Raw genomic sequence first — 17254 nt, forward strand, 5'->3', positions numbered from 1 at the left:
GCAGAACTAATTTCATTCATGCCTAGCGGCGCTTAGAAATCAATGCTGACGATCCCTTGCACTCCTTGACTTGCAGGTAAGCTGTCCTCTGACTCAATGAGGGTGAGTTTGCCTGTTTTACCATTCACTGCAAATGCGCTGATAACACCTGCTGCTGCATCGAGAGAATATAAAAATCGCTGATTACCAGCGAAGGCCAAATCTAATGGCGCTCCTGATGTACGCCCTGCTTCACCATTTAACAGTGTCACTCCCCCTAAGCGGTTAAAGGTAAATGAACTTACGCTATCGGACACTGTATTCGAAATATAAGCAAAACCGTTATCGTGGGTCACAATCCAACATGCAACTGCTTGAGTCGATTCCGCCGTACTAGTAAAGGGCAATTCATTTGTAGAGGTAGGGGCATAAAAAAGGAAGTTAAAACAAAGAAAGGAAATGGTGCCGACTACCGGAGTCGAACTGGTGACCTACTGATTACAAGTCAGTTGCTCTACCAACTGAGCTAAGTCGGCACACTAGATTCCCGCTCTAGGCAGCTATGTGCTAGAGCGAGGCGACATTCTAGTGATTCCACTTTTGTTGTCAACCAAAAGTTATTATTTTATCTGCAAAAGTCGTTCTGCTTCGCCGTTTAGCGTAGGGAAATAACTTTTGGATAGCCATTTTTGCAACTTCTGCATGGCAGCGCCCAGTTCAGCGTAGTCATTACCGGTGATATTGATGTGGCCCATCTTGCGTTTAGCGCGTGGAGTTTTCATATAACCGTGTAAATGGGTTCTCGCGACGCTGAGCATATCTTTTGGGGGTAAATCACAACCAATCACGTTTAGCATGACGCTTGGGGCTAACACTTGGGTTGAACCTAGTGGTAACTCACAAATTGCGCGTAAATGGTTTTCGAATTGGCAGGTATCGGCGCCTTGCATACTCCAGTGCCCTGAATTATGCACCCGTGGAGCAATTTCATTCACTAGCAGCGTGTCACCCATCTGGAAGAACTCCACTGCCAATACGCCAACGTAATTGAGCTCGGTAACCAAGGCGTTAAAAGCGTGTTCAGCTTGAGCAACTAATGCTGGAGTGATAGCGGGGGCCGGAGCAACGCAAGTGTGCAACTGGCCTTGATGGTGAAGGTTTTCAACTAGGGGATAAAAAGCCACTTGGCCGTTTTTAGCCCGTGCACCCACTAGTGATACTTCACGCTCAAAGCTGAGCATTTTTTCAACCACTAAAGGTACTTTCTTTAAATCAAGTTCAGCCAATGCTTGTTGGATGTCCGGCAGTTGTTCTTTGCTAGATAGACGCCATTGTCCATAGCCATCGTAACCGTTGCGACTGGCCTTGATAATAAGCTTTTCGCCGAGTTGCGCGACTGCTTGCTCAAGCTTTGCGACGTCATCTACAATCATATAAGGGCAGTTGGCGATATTAAGTTTGTCTAGTAAGGCTTTTTCTTTGACTCTGTCAGCACCCGCTGAGATGGCTTCAACGCTCGGCATGAGCTTACCGCTACGATTGACTTGTTCGAGTAAAGGCTCTGGAATATGCTCAAACTCAACAGAAATCGCATCGGCCGCTTCGATAGCGGTTTCAAGGTGAATATCCATTACCTTTTTATCTATTGGATTGACCACTTTATGGTTGCTTACATCCACTGCGCGCACTTCGATCCCCAGTGGTGCACCAGATAATGCCATCATTCTGGCCAGTTGGCCTGAGCCTAAAATCAGTACGTTCATTCTGGCAATTCCAGTGCGGGTTGGGCTAACACGTCAGCGGTTTGTTTTTGTCTGAATTGAATAATGGCGTCGCGTACGTTTTCGTCATGCAAAGCAACCACTTGTGCCGCGAGTAAGCCTGCATTGGCCGCCCCTGCCTCACCTATGGCGAGCGTTCCCACTGCAACGCCTTTGGGCATTTGTACAATAGAATACAAAGAGTCAACACCGCTAAGCTGGCTAGAGCGTACAGGCACACCAAACACGGGTAGGTGGGTGTGAGCAGCAATCATGCCGGGTAAATGGGCTGCGCCACCTGCGCCACCAATGATCACTTGATAACCCTTGTCGGCTGCGGTTTCTGCAAATTCGGTTAACAAGGTAGGGGTGCGATGAGCAGATACCACTTGTGCGTGATAACTTACGCCTAAGGCATCTAACATTTTTGCCGCTTGGGCCATGGTGGGCCAATCAGACTTTGAACCCATAACAATCGCAACTTGAGGCATTTTCACTCCCACTTAACTTCGGTTTTATTTGGTTGCAGCGGACTTGAATTATCAGATGAAATCTCACACTGATAGACAAGATATGGCTGACCAGAAAATTTCGGAAACGGATTGTAGCTCAAATCAAACGGCGAGTCCCGCTTGAGCGCAAATTGAGCAGCAATCTGTTGGTTTTTAGTGTTTTTCTAGCCTGGATGATAGGGCGCTGAAAAACAAAAAATCCGCTGCGGGCGGGCCTGCAGCGGATTTTCAATATCATTGACTTGCTGTAATGCTAGCTTTTTTGCTTACGCATCGCAGTGAAGAATTCGTCATTGGTTTTGGTCATTGCCAATTTACCGATTAAGAACTCAATCGCATCAATTTCTGACATTTCATGCACGATTTTACGCAAGATCCACATCTTTTGTAATTCGTCTTGGCTGGTCAGTAATTCTTCACGGCGAGTACCAGAGCGGTTGTAATCAATCGCAGGGAATACACGCTTTTCGGCAATTTTGCGGTTAAGATGTAATTCCATGTTACCTGTACCTTTAAACTCTTCATAGATAACTTCATCCATTTTAGAGCCGGTATCGATAAGTGCGGTTGCGATAATGGTTAAGCTGCCGCCTTCTTCGATGTTACGGGCTGCACCAAAGAAACGCTTAGGCTTATGCAATGCATTGGCGTCAACACCACCGGTAAGCACTTTACCTGATGAGGGGATCACTGTGTTGTATGCGCGGGCTAAACGGGTAATTGAATCAAGTAAGATGACCACGTCTTTCTTGTGTTCAACCAAGCGCTTGGCCTTTTCAATCACCATTTCAGCCACTTGTACGTGACGACTCGCTGGCTCATCGAAGGTAGAAGCAACCACTTCACCTTGTACTAAGCGCTGCATTTCGGTTACTTCTTCAGGACGCTCATCAATCAATAATACCATGAGCAAACATTCTGGATGGTTTGCAGCGATAGATTGAGCAATGTTCTGTAATAAAAGGGTTTTACCGGCTTTAGGCGGTGCAACAATAAGTCCACGCTGCCCACGGCCGATTGGTGAAGCTAAATCAAGCACACGAGCCGTAATGTCTTCGGTACTTCCGTTGCCTCGTTCCATCACTAAACGTTCATTAGCGTGTAATGGCGTTAAGTTTTCGAATAAAATTTTATTACGGGAATTTTCAGGGCGGTCGAAGTTAACTTCGCTAATTTTCAACAGGGCGAAGTAACGCTCGCTGTCTTTTGGTGGGCGAATTTTACCTGCAATGGTATCGCCTGTGCGCAAGTTAAAGCGACGGATCTGACTAGGAGATACATAGATATCGTCCGGGCCCGCCAAGTATGATGCGTCGTTAGAACGCAAGAAACCAAAGCCGTCTTGAAGTATTTCTAGGACGCCGTTACCAAAAATGTCTTCACCACTTTTGGCGTGGGTTTTCAAAATTGAAAATATAATGTCTTGCTTACGAGCGCGAGCCATGTTTTCTAGGCCCATTTTCTCGGCCAGTCCAACCAGCTCACTGATGGGTTTGTTCTTGAGTTCCGTTAGGTTCATATTGGTGGGTCTTTTCATGCTTGAAAGTTTTGCCATATCAGCAAAAATTGATTGAATGGTTCAAAGGTATTTACTTATTAAAATCTCTGATTGGTGCGAAAGTATAGGTCTGTTCAGGTGAGAACAATGAAAAGTTAGCACCAAAATGAGAGTACGTCTAGTGAAAATAAAGGTTTAAATGGTATTAGATTGCCTAAAGTGTATACAGGAAATAAAAAAGCCCGATTTTATCGGGCTTAATTTTATTGCGCGTACTTAGATGTTTTCGTTCAAAAACTCTTCTAATTGGCTTTTAGACAGCGCGCCGACTTTAGTTGCAGCTACATTTCCACCTTTAAATAAGAGCAAAGTAGGGATGCCACGAATACCATACTTAGGTGGTGTTTCGTTATTTTCATCGACATTCAGCTTGCCAACTGTTAACTTGCCGTCGAATTCGTCAGCAATTTCATGCAATATTGGCGCAATCATCTTACACGGACCGCACCATTCCGCCCAGAAGTCAACTAGTACAGGACCAGTAGCATTGATAACATCTGCCTCGAAACTATCGTCCGATAACTGGATAATTTTGTCGCTCATTCTTTTCTCCGTCATTAGTTCTAGCGCCGATATAATTCAGCGTGATCGTGATTGTTATATAGAAACTGTTTTTTAATGCAAGCACTGATAAGCTATAAGCTATGCAAACAACTCATTTAACCGAAACACATTTCGCGGACTTGCCCATTAATGAGCAAGTCGTTAAGGCGTTATCCGCCGCAAACTTTAGTCACTGCACACCCATTCAAGCGTTAAGCTTGCCCCCTCTATTAGAAGGGAATGACATAGCAGGTCAAGCGCAAACTGGAACCGGTAAAACTATCGCGTTCTTGGTGGCAACTTTTCACTACTTGCTAAGTAATCCGCAGCCCACTAAAAAACAACCAAGAGCCATTATTATGGCGCCAACCAGAGAGTTGGCCGTTCAGATCTTTAACGATGCTGAACTGCTAAGTCAACACACTGGTTTGTCTCTCGGTTTGATTTATGGGGGCGAGGGTTATCAAAGTCAACGGGAAAAGCTGGAAGAAGGTGTAGATATTATTATCGGCACTACCGGTCGTATCATTGACTACTACAAACAGAACATCTTTTCATTGGCTGGCATTCAAGTCGCAGTGCTTGATGAAGCTGATCGCATGTTCGACTTGGGCTTCATTAAAGATATTCGATATCTTTTCAATCGTATGCCTAAGCCAGCAGAGCGGTTGAGCATGCTGTTCTCAGCGACCTTGTCTTATCGAGTACAAGAGCTTGCCTATGAGCATATGAACAACCCTACGCACGTGCAAGTAGAACCTGAGCGCAAAACCGGCACACGGATCAAAGAAGAGCTATTTTACCCTTCTGATGAAGATAAAATGGCCCTGTTGCTTAGTTTGATGGAAGAAGAGTGGCCAGATAAAGCTATTGTTTTTGCCAACACTAAGCATAGCTGCGAAAAAGTCGCCGATTGGCTCCAAGCCGACGGTCATCGAGTGGGCCTGTTAAGTGGTGATGTACCGCAAAACAAACGTTTAAAAATTCTTGAAGATTTTACCTCAGGTAAGTTAGACATACTGGTGGCAACTGATGTTGCTGCGCGTGGGTTGCACATTCCTATGGTAAGTCACGTTTTTAACTACGACTTACCAGACGACGCTGAAGATTATGTGCACCGTATTGGTCGTACCGGACGTGCAGGGCAAAGTGGTAGCTCTATTAGCTTTGCGTGCGAACGTTATGCGTTAAATTTGCCAGCGATCGAAACCTACATTGAGCATGCTATTCCGGTAACCGAATACCATGCTGATGCCTTGATACGTGATGTTACGCCACCTAAGCCTCGCCATAAAAAGCGCATGCAAAACGGCCGTAATCCACAAAAGCGTCACTCTTCAGGCTCGCGTAACCGTAGGAAGCCATGATTACATCTACCCGTTTGTCGCAAAGTCACCCTGAAGAGCTGTATGCAGCCGTTGATTTAGGTTCGAATAGTTTTCACTTGGTGATCGTTCGTGTGGTAGCGGGTAGTGTACAAATCATTGGTAAGGTAAAGCAGAAAGTCCGTTTAGCTGCAGGGCTAGACGAAAACTTAATGCTTGACGAAGACAGTTTAGAGCGCGGCTGGCGCTGCCTTGAAACGTTTGCAGAACGACTGCAAGATATACCCCGCGATAATATCCGTGTGGTGGCAACTGCCACGTTACGATTAGCCAAAAATGCCGATGTATTTACCCAAAAAGCCCAACAAATTCTTGATCATGAACTAAGCGTTATTAGTGGTGAAGAGGAAGCTAGGCAAATTTATTTGGGAGTCGCTTACACATCAGCCAATCAAGGTAATTCTTTGGTTATCGATATCGGTGGTGCCAGCACAGAAATCATCATCGGTAACGATATGACGCCTATCCACCTTGTTAGCCTCAATATGGGCTGCGTGACGTTTAAAGAGCGTTACTTTGTGGGTGATGTGCTGAGTAAAGAAAACTTTGCCGCCGCAGTGGGGGCAGCAAAAGCCATGGTTGATGCTGTGGCTGATAAGTTCGTCTGTTTTGACTGGCAGCAATGCCTAGGCGCATCTGGCACACCTCAGGCCATCACGGAAATTCTGGTCGCTCAAGGGATCAGTGATGCCATACGGCTCGACTACTTATACAACTTGCGTCAGCAATGTATTGATTGTGCCACGTTGGATAACCTGATCATTGACGGCTTAGAAGAGTCCAGACGGGTTATTTTCCCCAGCGGGCTGGCTATTCTTATTGCTTTATTCGAGTCTCTGTCTATTCGCGATATGCAAATATCAGGGGGCGCACTTCGTGAAGGGCTTATCTATGGCATGCTGGAAAACATACAGCAAAATGATCGCCGTATGCAGACAATCAAGCAGCATATACAACATTTTCATATCGATTCAGAGCAAGCTGAGCGGGTTACTAATGTTGCCTTGACGCTGTTTAAGCAGCTGAGTGAACAAACCGACGTTGACGGTATAGATGGCGAAGCCATGCTGGTAGCGGCAGCTATGTTGCACGAAACGGGCTTACACATCGAATATAAATTACATCATAAACACGGTGCCTATATTTTAGGGCATGTGCCTATGGTGGGATACACCAATTTACAGCGTGATGGGATAAAAACACTGGTGCTGAATCACCGTCAGCAAATCTCCCCTGAAGTGTTCGAACAAAACCATAATGAAACGCGCGGCATTATGCGCAGCCTTGTGAGAGTGTTACGCTTGGCGTGTATTTTGTCGATACGACGCAAAGACAACTTGTTACCTGAGCTTAAATTAGAAGTTAAGGAAGACGAGTGGCACCTTATTTTCCCAGAGGGTTGGCTTAAAGCTCATCCGCTCATAGATGCAGAGCTGGCGAATGAAAAGTGGCAACAGCATAAAATGGGTTGGCACCTAACCTGCGATTAGGCTTTTTAGGGCGCTTTTCACGCCATTAGAAGCAAAAACGCTGACCACTTTGCCAGCGCTATGTTTCAGTAACTACCGACGTTACTCTTTTTCTCGAGCTAAAATCTGTGCCGCTTGTTTAGCGAAGTAAGTTAAAATGCCATCTGCTCCAGCGCGTTTAAACGCCAGTAGCGACTCTAAGATCACTGTCTCTTCGTCTAACCAGCCTTGCATAAAGGCCGCCTTGTGCATGGCATACTCGCCACTGACTTGATAGGCGAAAGTTGGAACTGCGAATTCGTCCTTACAACGTCGAACAATGTCTAAATAGGGCATACCAGGTTTAACCATGACCATATCCGCGCCTTCGGCAATATCCAAAGCGATTTCACGCACAGCTTCGTTGGAATTGGCTGGATCCATTTGGTAGCTCTTCTTATTGCCCCCTTTAATATTGCCAGCAGAGCCGACTGCATCACGAAATGGGCCGTAATAGTGCGAGGCGTATTTAGCGGAGTAGGCCATGATGCAGGTATTGATATAGCCATGACTCTCTAGTGCTTGGCGAATAGCGCCAATACGCCCGTCCATCATGTCTGAGGGGGCAACTATGTCTGCGCCTGCTTGCGCATGGGATAAAGCCTGTTTAATTAACACTTCAATGGTTTCATCATTCAGTACGTATCCCTCGTCATTCAACAAGCCATCTTGTCCGTGCGAGGTGAAAGGATCTAGGGCGACATCAGTAATAATACCCATCTCAGGCACGGCGGCCTTGAGGGCGCGCACGGCTTGCTGAGCTAAACCATCGGGGTTGAACGCTTCACTGGCGCATTCAGATTTGCGCTCAGAGGGTGTGACAGGAAACAGTGCTATCGCTGGAATACCTAAAGCATGTAGGTCTTTGGCTTCTTCAATCAATAAATCAATAGATAAACGTTCAACACCAGGCATGGATTCGATCGCCTCGCGCTGATTTTTACCTTCTAAAATGAAAACAGGGTAGATCAGATCTTTAGGGGTTAATTGGTTCTCGGCCATGAGGTCACGGGTGAAAGCGTGACGTCGCATGCGGCGCATTCGCGTGTTGGGAAAATGTTCGGCCATGATGAAGGTCCTATGTTGAGTCTTGATAAGTTCGAGCGAGTTACGGCTGTTCAGAGTCAGGTAATTTCTGAGCTACAATGCAATTTCGCCCATTATTCTTAGCTTGGTAAAGTAGTTGATCCGCAAAACCGATTAATACATCTTCGCTTTGCTGAGGATCCATTATGGCACTGGCTAAGCCAATACTGACGGTTAAACGAACCGTTACACCAGCACTGTAAACTGGGGTATTTTGGATCTCGAGTCTGAGTTGATCCAGCAAGTCATGAGCGCCTTGAATATCTGTACTGGGCAAGATGACGGAAAATTCTTCGCCACCATAACGACATACATCATCACTGGGGCGTTTAAGCGTTTTTTTCAAGCGTTCAGCGACAAACTTAATGCAATCATCCCCCACTAAGTGGCCATGTTCGTCATTGACCTTTTTAAAGTGGTCGATGTCTATCATGGCGACTACAAGCTCAGTTCGCTCCCGCCGACTGCGTCGTACCTCTGCAAGGTACTTTTTGTCAAAATAACGTCTGTTTCGAATGCCGGTTAAGGCGTCTAAGGTGTTTTTCTCTTCCAGTTCGCGGTTTATCTCCGACAATTCTCGTAGGGCTATCTCTAGCTCTAAGGTACGTTCTTGCACACTGTATTCTAATTCTTCTTGAGCATTGTTTTGTTGGGCAAGTACTTCTTCTTGTACTGCCCGCATATCACGCTCTTTTCGCAACGCTTCTTTTTGCGCTCTAAATAATTGGCGGCGTTGATGATTAACGCTTAAGGCGAGCATGAGAGCGAGTAAAAAGGTTTCAATGATGACGCCAAGCATCAAAAGGTAATTGGATGAAATGGTAAGGGAGATAAGATTAAGATGTTCGAGGCAAGCCATTAAACAGCTGACGAGTAGCGATGTCCACGCTAGCGTGTAAAAGCGAGCCAAATGAATTTTTTTGTACCAGCCCCAAATACTGACAGCATAAATGAAAATGCATATGCCGCATAAAGCGAACAGAAAAGGTTCTAGAAACCAGGGTTTTGGAATAAATGGGCTAGCAACCAAGGCAACGGCGAATACAATCGCTAGTATGTTTAGCGTTTTATGTAAGCGTAGACTAACGCTTTTAATATCAAGCAGGACGTTAGTAAACACGATGGCGTAAAACACAGTTGCGCTGGCCCACAAAGACACACTGTTTTTTTGCATCCAAGGGCTTTCTGACCAGATATATTTGTACCCGAGTCCCTGCATGGCCGACAGCAGTAAGGCGAAGCTCAGAACGTAACCAGCGTAGAGCAGAAATACCGGCTGGCGACTGATCACAAAAAAGAACAAGTTACTGATCCCCATAGCGAACAAGATGCCGAAAAATAGGCCCATCAAGACACTGTGTTCACCGTTGAATACGAGAAAGTTGGATTCTGCCCATACGTTAATGGGCACCTGCAAAGTGCCTTCGCTGCTAATACGTACCACAACTCGTAATTGTTCTTCAAATTCAGGCACTGGAAACAAAAAAGTCTCATAGGGCATGACTCTTGACGCGAAGGGCTGACTATCACCGGTTTGATAATGATCGAGTAGCTGATTATTTTCTATAAACCACACAGATACGTGGTCTATAAAGGGATTATTGAGCTCCAGTAGCCAATGTTCTTGGGAGGCTATGTTTGTCATGTTAAAGCTCACCCAGTGGGGAGTGTCAGTCATTGGCAGAGCAAGTTGAAAGCGCTCCAAACCTTGCCATTTATCACTGCTTAGCGCGGGCAGCGTACTGATTTTATATTGTTGCTGGGTGTCATCTAAATAGAATAAGGTACTTTGAGGTAATGGTTCGGGGGCCTGCAACTTGATTGAAAATACCGTGATCAGAAACAGCAATATACAGGTAGCTGACATCAGCTGAATGGCCGCGCGTTGTGTCAAAACGCTACGAAATAATGCGTCGATAGCCACGATTGCTTAGCTCAACGCCAATAAACGCTGGGAATTGCGTTTGCTGTACGAGGAAAGGGATTCAATCGACGTATTCATCAGTTCGCTAAGTGTTTTAGCAATAACAGGTAAATAACAAGGTTCATTTTGCTTAACCCCAGGCACCTTGTCACTGCCAAGTTTCTTCGGTTTTAAATAAGGAGCGTCAGTTTCAAGGATCAACCGATCTAAAGGAAGCCGCTTCACCGCTTCTCTTAAATCTTGGCCGCGTTTTTCGTCTGTTACCCAGCCAGTAATGCCGACATAACATCCTAGGTCTAGATAGGCCTGCATTTGTTGTGTATTGCCAGTAAAACAGTGAACGAGAGCGCCGTTTAGCTGGTGATGGTATTTTTGCAGTAATTTATACTGAGCGTCGAATGCGTCGCGCTCATGCAAAAAAACCGGTAGGCCGGTTTCACAAGCGATAACAAGTTGGGCCTCAAATACAGCTAACTGCTTATCACGGGGTGAAAAATCTCGATTGAAGTCTAAACCACATTCACCAATCGCTATTACCTGAGGCTGCTTACTGAGGGCGGTAATTTGCTCGCGGTAATCGCTTGCGACGTGCTGTGCATAGTGAGGATGAATGCCTGCAGTGCTAAAAACGTGTTCAGGATACGCATGAGCAAGTTTCGCGGCTTGATGACTGATAGTGACATCTGTACCTGTTAGCATCATTTGCGTTACGCCCGCCTCGACAGCGCGCGTTAGCATTGGCAAAAATTCGCCTTCATCACTCGGTACGTTTACACCAACATCAAACCACTGCATGCTATTGGGACCGCTTCACTCTAATTCGCTTATTGCTAGATTCTTTGCCTAAAAAGTATGAGCCTAGTGCGCCCTCTTCAACATAAACCTCTTGGCCCGGCTTTAATCTTAACGTTGTGCTGTTGGTTTGACGCCATACTTGGCCTGATTCCAAGGTTACAATTAGTTTTCCATATGGATTTTTCTGAACAGCGCTAACCAAGGAGGTGATTTTTTCGACTTTATCTTGGGGTTCAATTACCTTAGCTAAACCAAAATTCTTCACCTGACTTTCACGTGTTACTGTGCTTGCGGCTGAATCTGCTGAAGAGGTCGACTGTGTCTTGGATGCAGTATCTGCTATCGGTTTTGCTGGAGGAGATGAATTGCCGGTTTGACTGGTTATCTGATGCTTCTCGCTTGGTAGTGTCAGCGTGTCGTAACATGCAAGGCGCGCAGTGTTGTTAGCTTTTGTGCGACAGGCCTGCATTTCGCTGATTAAATCTTGCGCGTGAGCAACTGAGGCACCGCTAATAACGATACCAAGACCGATAATTAAATGTTTCATGATTGTTCCTGCTCTTTCTCTTTTTGCTCGTCTTGGTCAGAATCTACCGAGCGTTTGGCATACATGCTGCCGACTAATATACCCACTTCGAATAATATCCACATTGGTATCGCGAGCAATGTTTGCGAGATGATATCGGGGGGCGTCAACAACATGCCTAGCGTGAAAACACCGACAATGACATAAGGTCGTTTGGCCCGTAATGAATCAGGGGTGCTGACACCTGTCCAGCACATCAGCACAATCGCAACAGGGATTTCAAACGACAAGCCAAAGGCAAAAAATATCTTTAGAACGAAATCTAAATAACTGCTGATATCGGTATTGATCGTGACGCCTTCTGGCGCAACGCCAGTGAAAAAGGCGAATGCCAGAGGAAATACCACGTAGTACGCGAATGCCATGCCTGAATAGAATAGCAAAGTACTTGAAAACAGTAGCGGTGCCACTAAGCGCTTTTCGTTGCGATACAAACCTGGCGCGATAAACGCCCACACTTGGTAAAGCACAACGGGAATAGCGATAAAGAAGGACAGCACTAAGGTCAATTTAAACGGTGCAAAAAAGGGTGATGCAACGTCTGTGGCAATCATTTCTGCTTGATCGGGAAGGGTTTCTAATAACGGGGTAGCAAGCCAATGGTATAAGTCTTGGGCAAAATAAACCAAGCAAAGAAACACCACAAACACACTAAGTACCGCTTTTAATACTCTGCCACGTAATTCAATTAGGTGGGCAATTAAGCTATTAGGATCTGACATCCGTGACTACTTTTTTTCGTATGGTTTTTGAACAGACTTCGCTGCGTCTCGCAGTTCATCTACGGATTTTTGCAGCTCTGGAGATAAGTTTTCTAGACCTTGCTGCTCAGCTTTTTTTAAGTTTTCGTGCAGTTCGTGAATTTTAAACTGTTGTTCCACTTCTTGCCGAAAACCTGTCGCCATGCTTTTCACACTGCGAACCGTGCGCATGGTCGAACGAATTGCTCCGGGCAGCCGCTCGGGGCCAAGCACGAGTAAGGCAACGACACCTATGACTAATAATTCTAAAAAGCCGATATCAAACATGGGTAATGCTCGCGTTACTCACTCTTGGCCTTAGTCTCTGATTCACTTTTGACATTCTGTTGCACAGTTTGCTCTTGGTTTTTGCTGTTATCTTCGACTTTTTCATCCGCTTTAAAATCCGCATCTTTGTCATCATCTGAAACAGCTTTCTTAAATCCCTTTACCGCCGAGCCCAAGTCTCCGCCCATATTACGAAGTTTTTTAGTGCCAAAAAGTAAAACAACGATCACTAAAATAATGATTAACTGCATTGGGCTAATACCGAACATAACACACTCCTATTAAATGTTTGGACCCATTATACGTAGCAAATTAAAAAGGTCACTGGATTTGATTAAGCAAACATTTCAATGCACAGTAATAGTGACTAAAAACAGGGAGTGCGGTATTGAAAATAAAATGCGTTTTTTTGCTATTGCTGCTAAGTGCATTCCACTGTCAAGGGCAGGAAAACGAGCAGGAGCAACCTTCTGAGCAAGATAGGCCCTATCCTTGGTTAGATGATATGCATAAAAATATCGCACAATCTGTGCAAGACACTGCGATATGGTTTGATGATTTCTTTTTTTTAGATGGCGTCATGCATCAAGAGGTGGCTCAAGCAGAAGCGCGTATTCGCCTTGGTTGGGAGCCCCGCAGTCGTGAATTAAATCAATTTCAAAACCGTTTTCGTGTTCGGGTACGGTTACCTAACCTTAAAAACCGCTTAGATGTGGTGCTTTCAGATTATGATGACGAAACGGACCTGGGCAATGAGCGCTTAGGGCGTGACGAAAGCTTTGGTGATAAAGATCGGATTAACTTGGCACTTCGTTGGCGCTCAAGGCCCAATAGTGGGTTCTCGCATCGTATTGGCTTAGGACGAGGCTTACAAACCTTCGTAAAAAGTCGTTATCGAAACCATTTTTCAATGACGGCTGACGCACTACTGCGCATCGAAGGATCGATTTACTACTACAGCGATGACGGCTTCGGTAGTCACTTTTCGACAAAATTTGATTACAGCGCCAATGCTGACACCTTATACCGTTTCGATAATAACTTTTATTATCGGGATCGAACCAAAGACTGGTTATGGCGCCATAGTTGGCAGAGCCTGCATCAGTTTGATCGAAAAACTGCCATTATTAGTGGCTACTATATTGAAGGCTTGAGCCGGCCTAATTATCAGTTAAATGAACACTATGTGAGTATGCGCTGGCGGCAAAATGCCCTTCGAGAGTGGCTTTTCTATGAAGTAGAGCCTTTTATTTTATGGCGTAGAGACGAGCATTTCTCACCTTCCTATGGTTTAGCCTTACGCGTGGAAGGATTTTTTGGACACACCTAAACTGGGCGCACCTAGATAGGTGCGCCAAGATTTAATCTGCGACTCTGCAACGCCACGCAATTAGCCAACTTACGAGCCCACCGAATGCTACACCTGCAGGCACCCACCATTGATGAATATAGATAGGCATAACACTTGACACCATAAGCAACGTCGCACCTATGATGGTGAAAACCAAGCGTCTTTGTTGTTGTTTAACCTGCCATTGTTGTTTTTCAAACTGCAATTTTTGCTGCTCAGGATAGCGCCTGATTTGGCGCATTGAGTCATATAGCAAATCAGGTATTTCAGGCAGTTTTTCCGACCAGAATGGCAGATTCGCTGATACCTTGTTGTACATGGCTTTGACACCGATTTGTTCGCGCATCCAGTTTTCTAAAAACGGCTTAGCGGTTTGCCACAAATCTAGCTGGGGATAAAGTTGTCTGCCTAACCCTTCGATGTATAACAAGGTTTTTTGTAACAGCACCAATTGTGGCTGAATAATCATGTTAAAGCGCCGCGCAGTATTAAATAGTTGCAACAACACATTACTAAATTCGATTTCGGCCAGCGGCTTTTGGAAAATAGGCTCACACACTCTGCGTATCGATGCTTCGAATTCATCAATACTGGTGGTGCTTGGTACCCAGCCAGAGTCCACATGTAACTCTGCCACCTTGCGGTAATTACGATTAAAAAAGGCGATAAAGTTTTCTGCTAGATAGCGTTTATCTTCACTGTTTAGCGTACCGACAATCCCGTAATCTATGGTGATGTACTGAGGGTCGTCAGGGTTATCAAGGGCCACAAAAATATTGCCTGGGTGCATATCAGCGTGAAAAAAACTGTCTCTGAATACTTGAGTAAAAAATACTTCAACACCGCGCTCGGCAAGTTTTTTCATATTAGTGCCACGGGCTTCTAAGGTAGCCACATCGGAAATTGGCGTACCATAAATGCGTTCCATAACCATCACATTAGCATGGCAGTAATCGCTGTAAATATGCGGTACATAGAGCGCGTTGGAGTCTTCAAAATTACGCTTGAATTGAATACCATTCGCGGCTTCGTTGAGTAAGTCGAGCTCACCGACTATGGTTTTTTCATACTCAGCAACAACTTCGACCGGGCGCAGGCGCTTACCATCAGGCAGCAATTTTTGCAGCGCATTAGCAAATGTACGCATCAATTGAATATCAGCGTGAATAGCTGAGCCTATATTCGGGCGTATGACTTTAACGATGACCTCTTCACTGTGACCAATCAGTTTGGCTGCATGCACTTGGGCAATAGACGCAGAAGCCAAAGGCGTAGCGTCAAACTCGCTAAATACTTCCTTTAAATGGCTCACACCCAAGGCATGGCGAATGATTTGTTGGGCCACTTCACTGTCAAATGGCTCAACTTGATCTTGTAAAATAGCCAGTTCGTTCGCGATGTCTTGACTGAGCAAGTCTTTGCGAGTGGACAACATCTGGCCGAATTTAATAAATACAGGGCCAAGAGACTGCAGCGCAAGGCGAATACGTGTGCCTTGTGATTTGTCTTTATGTTTATTACGTAGCCAGAAAAAACCAAATCGGCCTAATTTGGCATACCAGGGTAGCCATTTTTCCGGAATAAGTTCATCTAAGCCGTGTTGTAAAAATACTTTATTGATTTGGTATAAACGAAGGATCCGCACGGGTTATGAGTCATCCTGTTGTAAGGCAATTAATTGGTCGATGCGGGCTTCTAGTCTGTCGCTGGCACTGCGCAAGGTGTTTACTTGATCGCAAAAATCTGCAACTTCGATTTCGCTCACCGCTACGGCGTCTGGTTTGGTTAAGTGAGTACTGAGCTGGTCAGCCAGTTTCTCCACTTCTTGCTGGGCAGTGTTAAAAAACGCTTTTACGCTACTAAATGTTTGGTGGGCAAGCACATCGCCAGTGTATTTTGATAGCTGTTCTTCCCAATCAATATCCAGCTCTTTCATTAGGTTACTGAACCCTTGAGCAACGTCGATATCACCGTCTAAGTCCAGCTTTCCTTGCTGAATAAGCTGACTGATTTTGCTGCTGTCACTTAACTCACCTAGGGTACTCAAGCTAAGCGTAATATGGCAATCCGCCGAGGAATCGGTTGGGGCTTGCGTTTCACTTGATTGCTCTTCGTTTGTCAGCGGTAGTGCACTGACATCAATTTGCTCAGAAAAGATAAACAGCAAGGACCATGGCAGCTCATTAATGCTGACCTGTAGCTGCTTACCGGCTAGCTTTTTCAAGCGAGGCTTGCAATCAGGGTCGAGCTGCAAAAGTTGATTAAGGGTTAACTCAACACCTGCACTTAACAATTGCCCGACTAACATTTAAAACTTAAACCCGCGGTGCAAAGCAACAATACCACCTGTTAGATTGTGGTAGGTGACTTGCTCAAACCCTGCGTCTTGCATCATTTCTTTCAGAACCTCTTGCTCTGGATGCATACGAATTGATTCTGCCAAATATTTGTAGCTGTCTCCATCTTTGGCCACTAGTTCACCGATTTTAGGCAGCAAATGAAATGAATAAGCATCATATACTTTGTTTAAAGCGTCATTGGTGGGTTTAGAAAATTCTAACACGAGCAAGCGCCCACCCGGCTTTAACAGCCGATACATGGATTTCAGCGCTTTGTCTTTATCGGTTACATTTCGCAGGCCAAAGGCAATGGTGATGATATCAAAACTGTTGTCAGGAAAGGGCAAGGCTTCTGCATTGGCTTGCACGTATTTCACATTGCTGACAATACCTTTGTCGCGCAGCTTGTCACGGCCGACGCGCAGCATAGCGTCATTGATATCAGCTAGCACTACTTCACCACTGTCGCCCACGATACGCGAAAATTTCGCGGTTAAATCGCCTGTACCGCCCGCTAAATCGAGAACCTTATGGCCGGCCCGCGCGCCACTGCAATCAATGGTAAAACGTTTCCATAATCGATGAATACCCATAGACATGACGTCGTTCATAATGTCGTATTTGGCTGCCACTGATTGAAACACTTCAGCCACCATGGATGCTTTGGCGTTTTTATCTACTTGCTGAAAGCCAAAATGGGTTTTTTCTGATGATTCAGAGGCTTGCTCGTGGCTGGTATTTGTACCTGCGTGATGCTCGCTAACGCTCATGTTAATTCCTTAATAAACTCTTAGCGCTAGTGTATCGAAATTCACAGTGCCAATCTAAAAAAATTATACGCTTATACACCTCAATGATCATACGCTTGGGCTGTCGCAAAAGATTAATCAGCAAAATGAA

The 17254-nt window shown here is 45.3% G+C and carries 18 protein-coding genes and 1 tRNA gene; 3 read left to right on the forward strand and 16 right to left on the reverse strand.

The features are described from left to right. Positions 1-32: 32 nt before the first annotated feature. The 6 genes from FX988_RS13970 to trxA form a co-directional block, all read right to left on the reverse strand. Complete coding sequence (locus FX988_RS13970; protein WP_160180723.1) at positions 33-335, reverse strand: beta-propeller fold lactonase family protein; 303 nt, start codon at positions 333-335, stop codon at positions 33-35. A 104-nt stretch (positions 336-439) separates the two neighbouring features. Then, positions 440-515 (reverse strand) — tRNA-Thr (locus FX988_RS13975). A gap of 84 nt (positions 516-599) precedes the next feature. Next, positions 600-1742, reverse strand: a complete 1143-nt coding sequence (locus tag FX988_RS13980) for a 5-(carboxyamino)imidazole ribonucleotide synthase (protein WP_160180725.1) — start codon at positions 1740-1742, stop codon at positions 600-602. Next, a complete protein-coding gene (gene purE, locus FX988_RS13985; protein WP_160180727.1) occupies positions 1739-2230 on the reverse strand; it encodes a 5-(carboxyamino)imidazole ribonucleotide mutase in 492 nt (163 codons plus the stop codon). Before purE ends, FX988_RS13980 begins: the two co-directional genes overlap by 4 nt. A 274-nt stretch (positions 2231-2504) precedes the next feature. Beyond that, positions 2505-3770, reverse strand: a complete 1266-nt coding sequence (gene rho, locus FX988_RS13990) for a transcription termination factor Rho (protein WP_160182184.1) — start codon at positions 3768-3770, stop codon at positions 2505-2507. Between the two features lie 255 nt (positions 3771-4025). Beyond that, positions 4026-4352 (reverse strand): thioredoxin TrxA, encoded by a 327-nt coding sequence (trxA, locus tag FX988_RS13995; protein ID WP_008303866.1) that lies wholly within the window; start codon positions 4350-4352, stop codon positions 4026-4028. 101 nt (positions 4353-4453) lie between these two features. Between trxA and rhlB the strand changes: the two genes are divergently transcribed. Together rhlB and FX988_RS14005 are read left to right on the forward strand one after the other, a co-directional pair. Continuing rightward, positions 4454-5719: an ATP-dependent RNA helicase RhlB gene (gene rhlB / locus FX988_RS14000; protein ID WP_160180728.1), complete on the forward strand. Its 1266-nt coding sequence runs from the start codon at positions 4454-4456 to the stop codon at positions 5717-5719. Beyond that, the gene (locus FX988_RS14005) at positions 5716-7227 is read left to right on the forward strand and encodes a guanosine-5'-triphosphate,3'-diphosphate pyrophosphatase (RefSeq protein WP_160180730.1); all 1512 of its coding nucleotides are present in this window, start codon (positions 5716-5718) and stop codon (positions 7225-7227) included. The genes rhlB and FX988_RS14005 overlap by 4 nt, the downstream gene beginning before the upstream one ends. A gap of 81 nt (positions 7228-7308) precedes the next feature. Here the strand turns inward: FX988_RS14005 and hemB are convergent, their stop codons facing one another. The 7 genes from hemB to tatA are packed head-to-tail and all read right to left on the reverse strand — an operon-like array spanning position 7309 to position 12933. Then, on the reverse strand, positions 7309-8313 hold the full coding sequence (gene hemB / locus FX988_RS14010) for a porphobilinogen synthase (protein WP_160180732.1): 1005 nt from the start codon (positions 8311-8313) through the stop codon (positions 7309-7311). 40 nt (positions 8314-8353) lie between these two features. Beyond that, the gene (locus tag FX988_RS14015; protein WP_254700618.1) at positions 8354-10225 is read right to left on the reverse strand and encodes a diguanylate cyclase; all 1872 of its coding nucleotides are present in this window, start codon (positions 10223-10225) and stop codon (positions 8354-8356) included. A gap of 36 nt (positions 10226-10261) precedes the next feature. Beyond that, positions 10262-11050 (reverse strand): TatD family hydrolase, encoded by a 789-nt coding sequence (locus tag FX988_RS14020; protein WP_160180736.1) that lies wholly within the window; start codon positions 11048-11050, stop codon positions 10262-10264. Between the two features lies 1 nt (position 11051). Then, on the reverse strand, positions 11052-11597 hold the full coding sequence (locus tag FX988_RS14025) for a hypothetical protein (RefSeq protein ID WP_160180737.1): 546 nt from the start codon (positions 11595-11597) through the stop codon (positions 11052-11054). Next, positions 11594-12358 carry a twin-arginine translocase subunit TatC gene (gene tatC / locus FX988_RS14030; protein ID WP_160180739.1) on the reverse strand — a complete coding sequence of 255 codons (765 nt, stop codon included), beginning with the start codon at positions 12356-12358 and terminating at the stop codon, positions 11594-11596. The genes FX988_RS14025 and tatC overlap by 4 nt, the downstream gene beginning before the upstream one ends. 6 nt (positions 12359-12364) lie before the next feature. Further along, entirely contained in the window at positions 12365-12664 is a 300-nt protein-coding gene (gene tatB / locus FX988_RS14035) for a Sec-independent protein translocase protein TatB (protein ID WP_006995013.1), read from the reverse strand. Between the two features lie 14 nt (positions 12665-12678). After that, positions 12679-12933 carry a twin-arginine translocase TatA/TatE family subunit gene (tatA, locus tag FX988_RS14040; RefSeq protein WP_160180741.1) on the reverse strand — a complete coding sequence of 85 codons (255 nt, stop codon included), beginning with the start codon at positions 12931-12933 and terminating at the stop codon, positions 12679-12681. Between the two features lie 119 nt (positions 12934-13052). Here tatA and FX988_RS14045 point away from each other — a divergent pair, with 119 nt between their 5' ends. Beyond that, the gene (locus FX988_RS14045) at positions 13053-13994 is read left to right on the forward strand and encodes a hypothetical protein (RefSeq protein WP_160180743.1); all 942 of its coding nucleotides are present in this window, start codon (positions 13053-13055) and stop codon (positions 13992-13994) included. A gap of 31 nt (positions 13995-14025) precedes the next feature. On the opposite strand, the gene ubiB is transcribed toward FX988_RS14045, so the two are convergent. From ubiB to ubiE, 3 genes are read right to left on the reverse strand one after another with little or no spacing between them, the layout of a single operon-like run. Then, on the reverse strand, positions 14026-15660 hold the full coding sequence (gene ubiB / locus FX988_RS14050; RefSeq protein WP_160180744.1) for a ubiquinone biosynthesis regulatory protein kinase UbiB: 1635 nt from the start codon (positions 15658-15660) through the stop codon (positions 14026-14028). A gap of 3 nt (positions 15661-15663) precedes the next feature. Continuing rightward, a complete protein-coding gene (locus FX988_RS14055) occupies positions 15664-16323 on the reverse strand; it encodes an SCP2 domain-containing protein (RefSeq protein WP_160180746.1) in 660 nt (219 codons plus the stop codon). After that, positions 16324-17124, reverse strand: coding sequence for a bifunctional demethylmenaquinone methyltransferase/2-methoxy-6-polyprenyl-1,4-benzoquinol methylase UbiE (ubiE, locus tag FX988_RS14060; protein ID WP_160180748.1), 801 nt, complete (start codon positions 17122-17124; stop codon positions 16324-16326). Positions 17125-17254 lie beyond the last annotated feature (130 nt).

This window comes from Paraglaciecola mesophila, from assembly GCF_009906955.1.
Lineage (GTDB): Bacteria > Pseudomonadota > Gammaproteobacteria > Enterobacterales > Alteromonadaceae > Paraglaciecola > Paraglaciecola mesophila_A.

Coding starts and splice junctions, on each gene's coding strand:
- purE (WP_160180727.1), bottom strand. CDS start 2,230: ATGCCTCAAGTTGCGATTGTTATGGGTTCAAAGTCTGATTGGCCCACC.
- ubiE (WP_160180748.1), bottom strand. CDS start 17,124: ATGAGCGTTAGCGAGCATCACGCAGGTACAAATACCAGCCACGAGCAA.
- tatC (WP_160180739.1), bottom strand. CDS start 12,358: ATGTCAGATCCTAATAGCTTAATTGCCCACCTAATTGAATTACGTGGC.
- FX988_RS13980 (WP_160180725.1), bottom strand. CDS start 1,742: ATGAACGTACTGATTTTAGGCTCAGGCCAACTGGCCAGAATGATGGCA.
- rhlB (WP_160180728.1), top strand. CDS start 4,454: ATGCAAACAACTCATTTAACCGAAACACATTTCGCGGACTTGCCCATT.
- trxA (WP_008303866.1), bottom strand. CDS start 4,352: ATGAGCGACAAAATTATCCAGTTATCGGACGATAGTTTCGAGGCAGAT.
- hemB (WP_160180732.1), bottom strand. CDS start 8,313: ATGGCCGAACATTTTCCCAACACGCGAATGCGCCGCATGCGACGTCAC.
- FX988_RS14020 (WP_160180736.1), bottom strand. CDS start 11,050: ATGCAGTGGTTTGATGTTGGTGTAAACGTACCGAGTGATGAAGGCGAA.
- tatB (WP_006995013.1), bottom strand. CDS start 12,664: ATGTTTGATATCGGCTTTTTAGAATTATTAGTCATAGGTGTCGTTGCC.
- tatA (WP_160180741.1), bottom strand. CDS start 12,933: ATGTTCGGTATTAGCCCAATGCAGTTAATCATTATTTTAGTGATCGTT.
- FX988_RS14055 (WP_160180746.1), bottom strand. CDS start 16,323: ATGTTAGTCGGGCAATTGTTAAGTGCAGGTGTTGAGTTAACCCTTAAT.
- rho (WP_160182184.1), bottom strand. CDS start 3,770: ATGAACCTAACGGAACTCAAGAACAAACCCATCAGTGAGCTGGTTGGA.
- FX988_RS14025 (WP_160180737.1), bottom strand. CDS start 11,597: ATGAAACATTTAATTATCGGTCTTGGTATCGTTATTAGCGGTGCCTCA.
- FX988_RS14005 (WP_160180730.1), top strand. CDS start 5,716: ATGATTACATCTACCCGTTTGTCGCAAAGTCACCCTGAAGAGCTGTAT.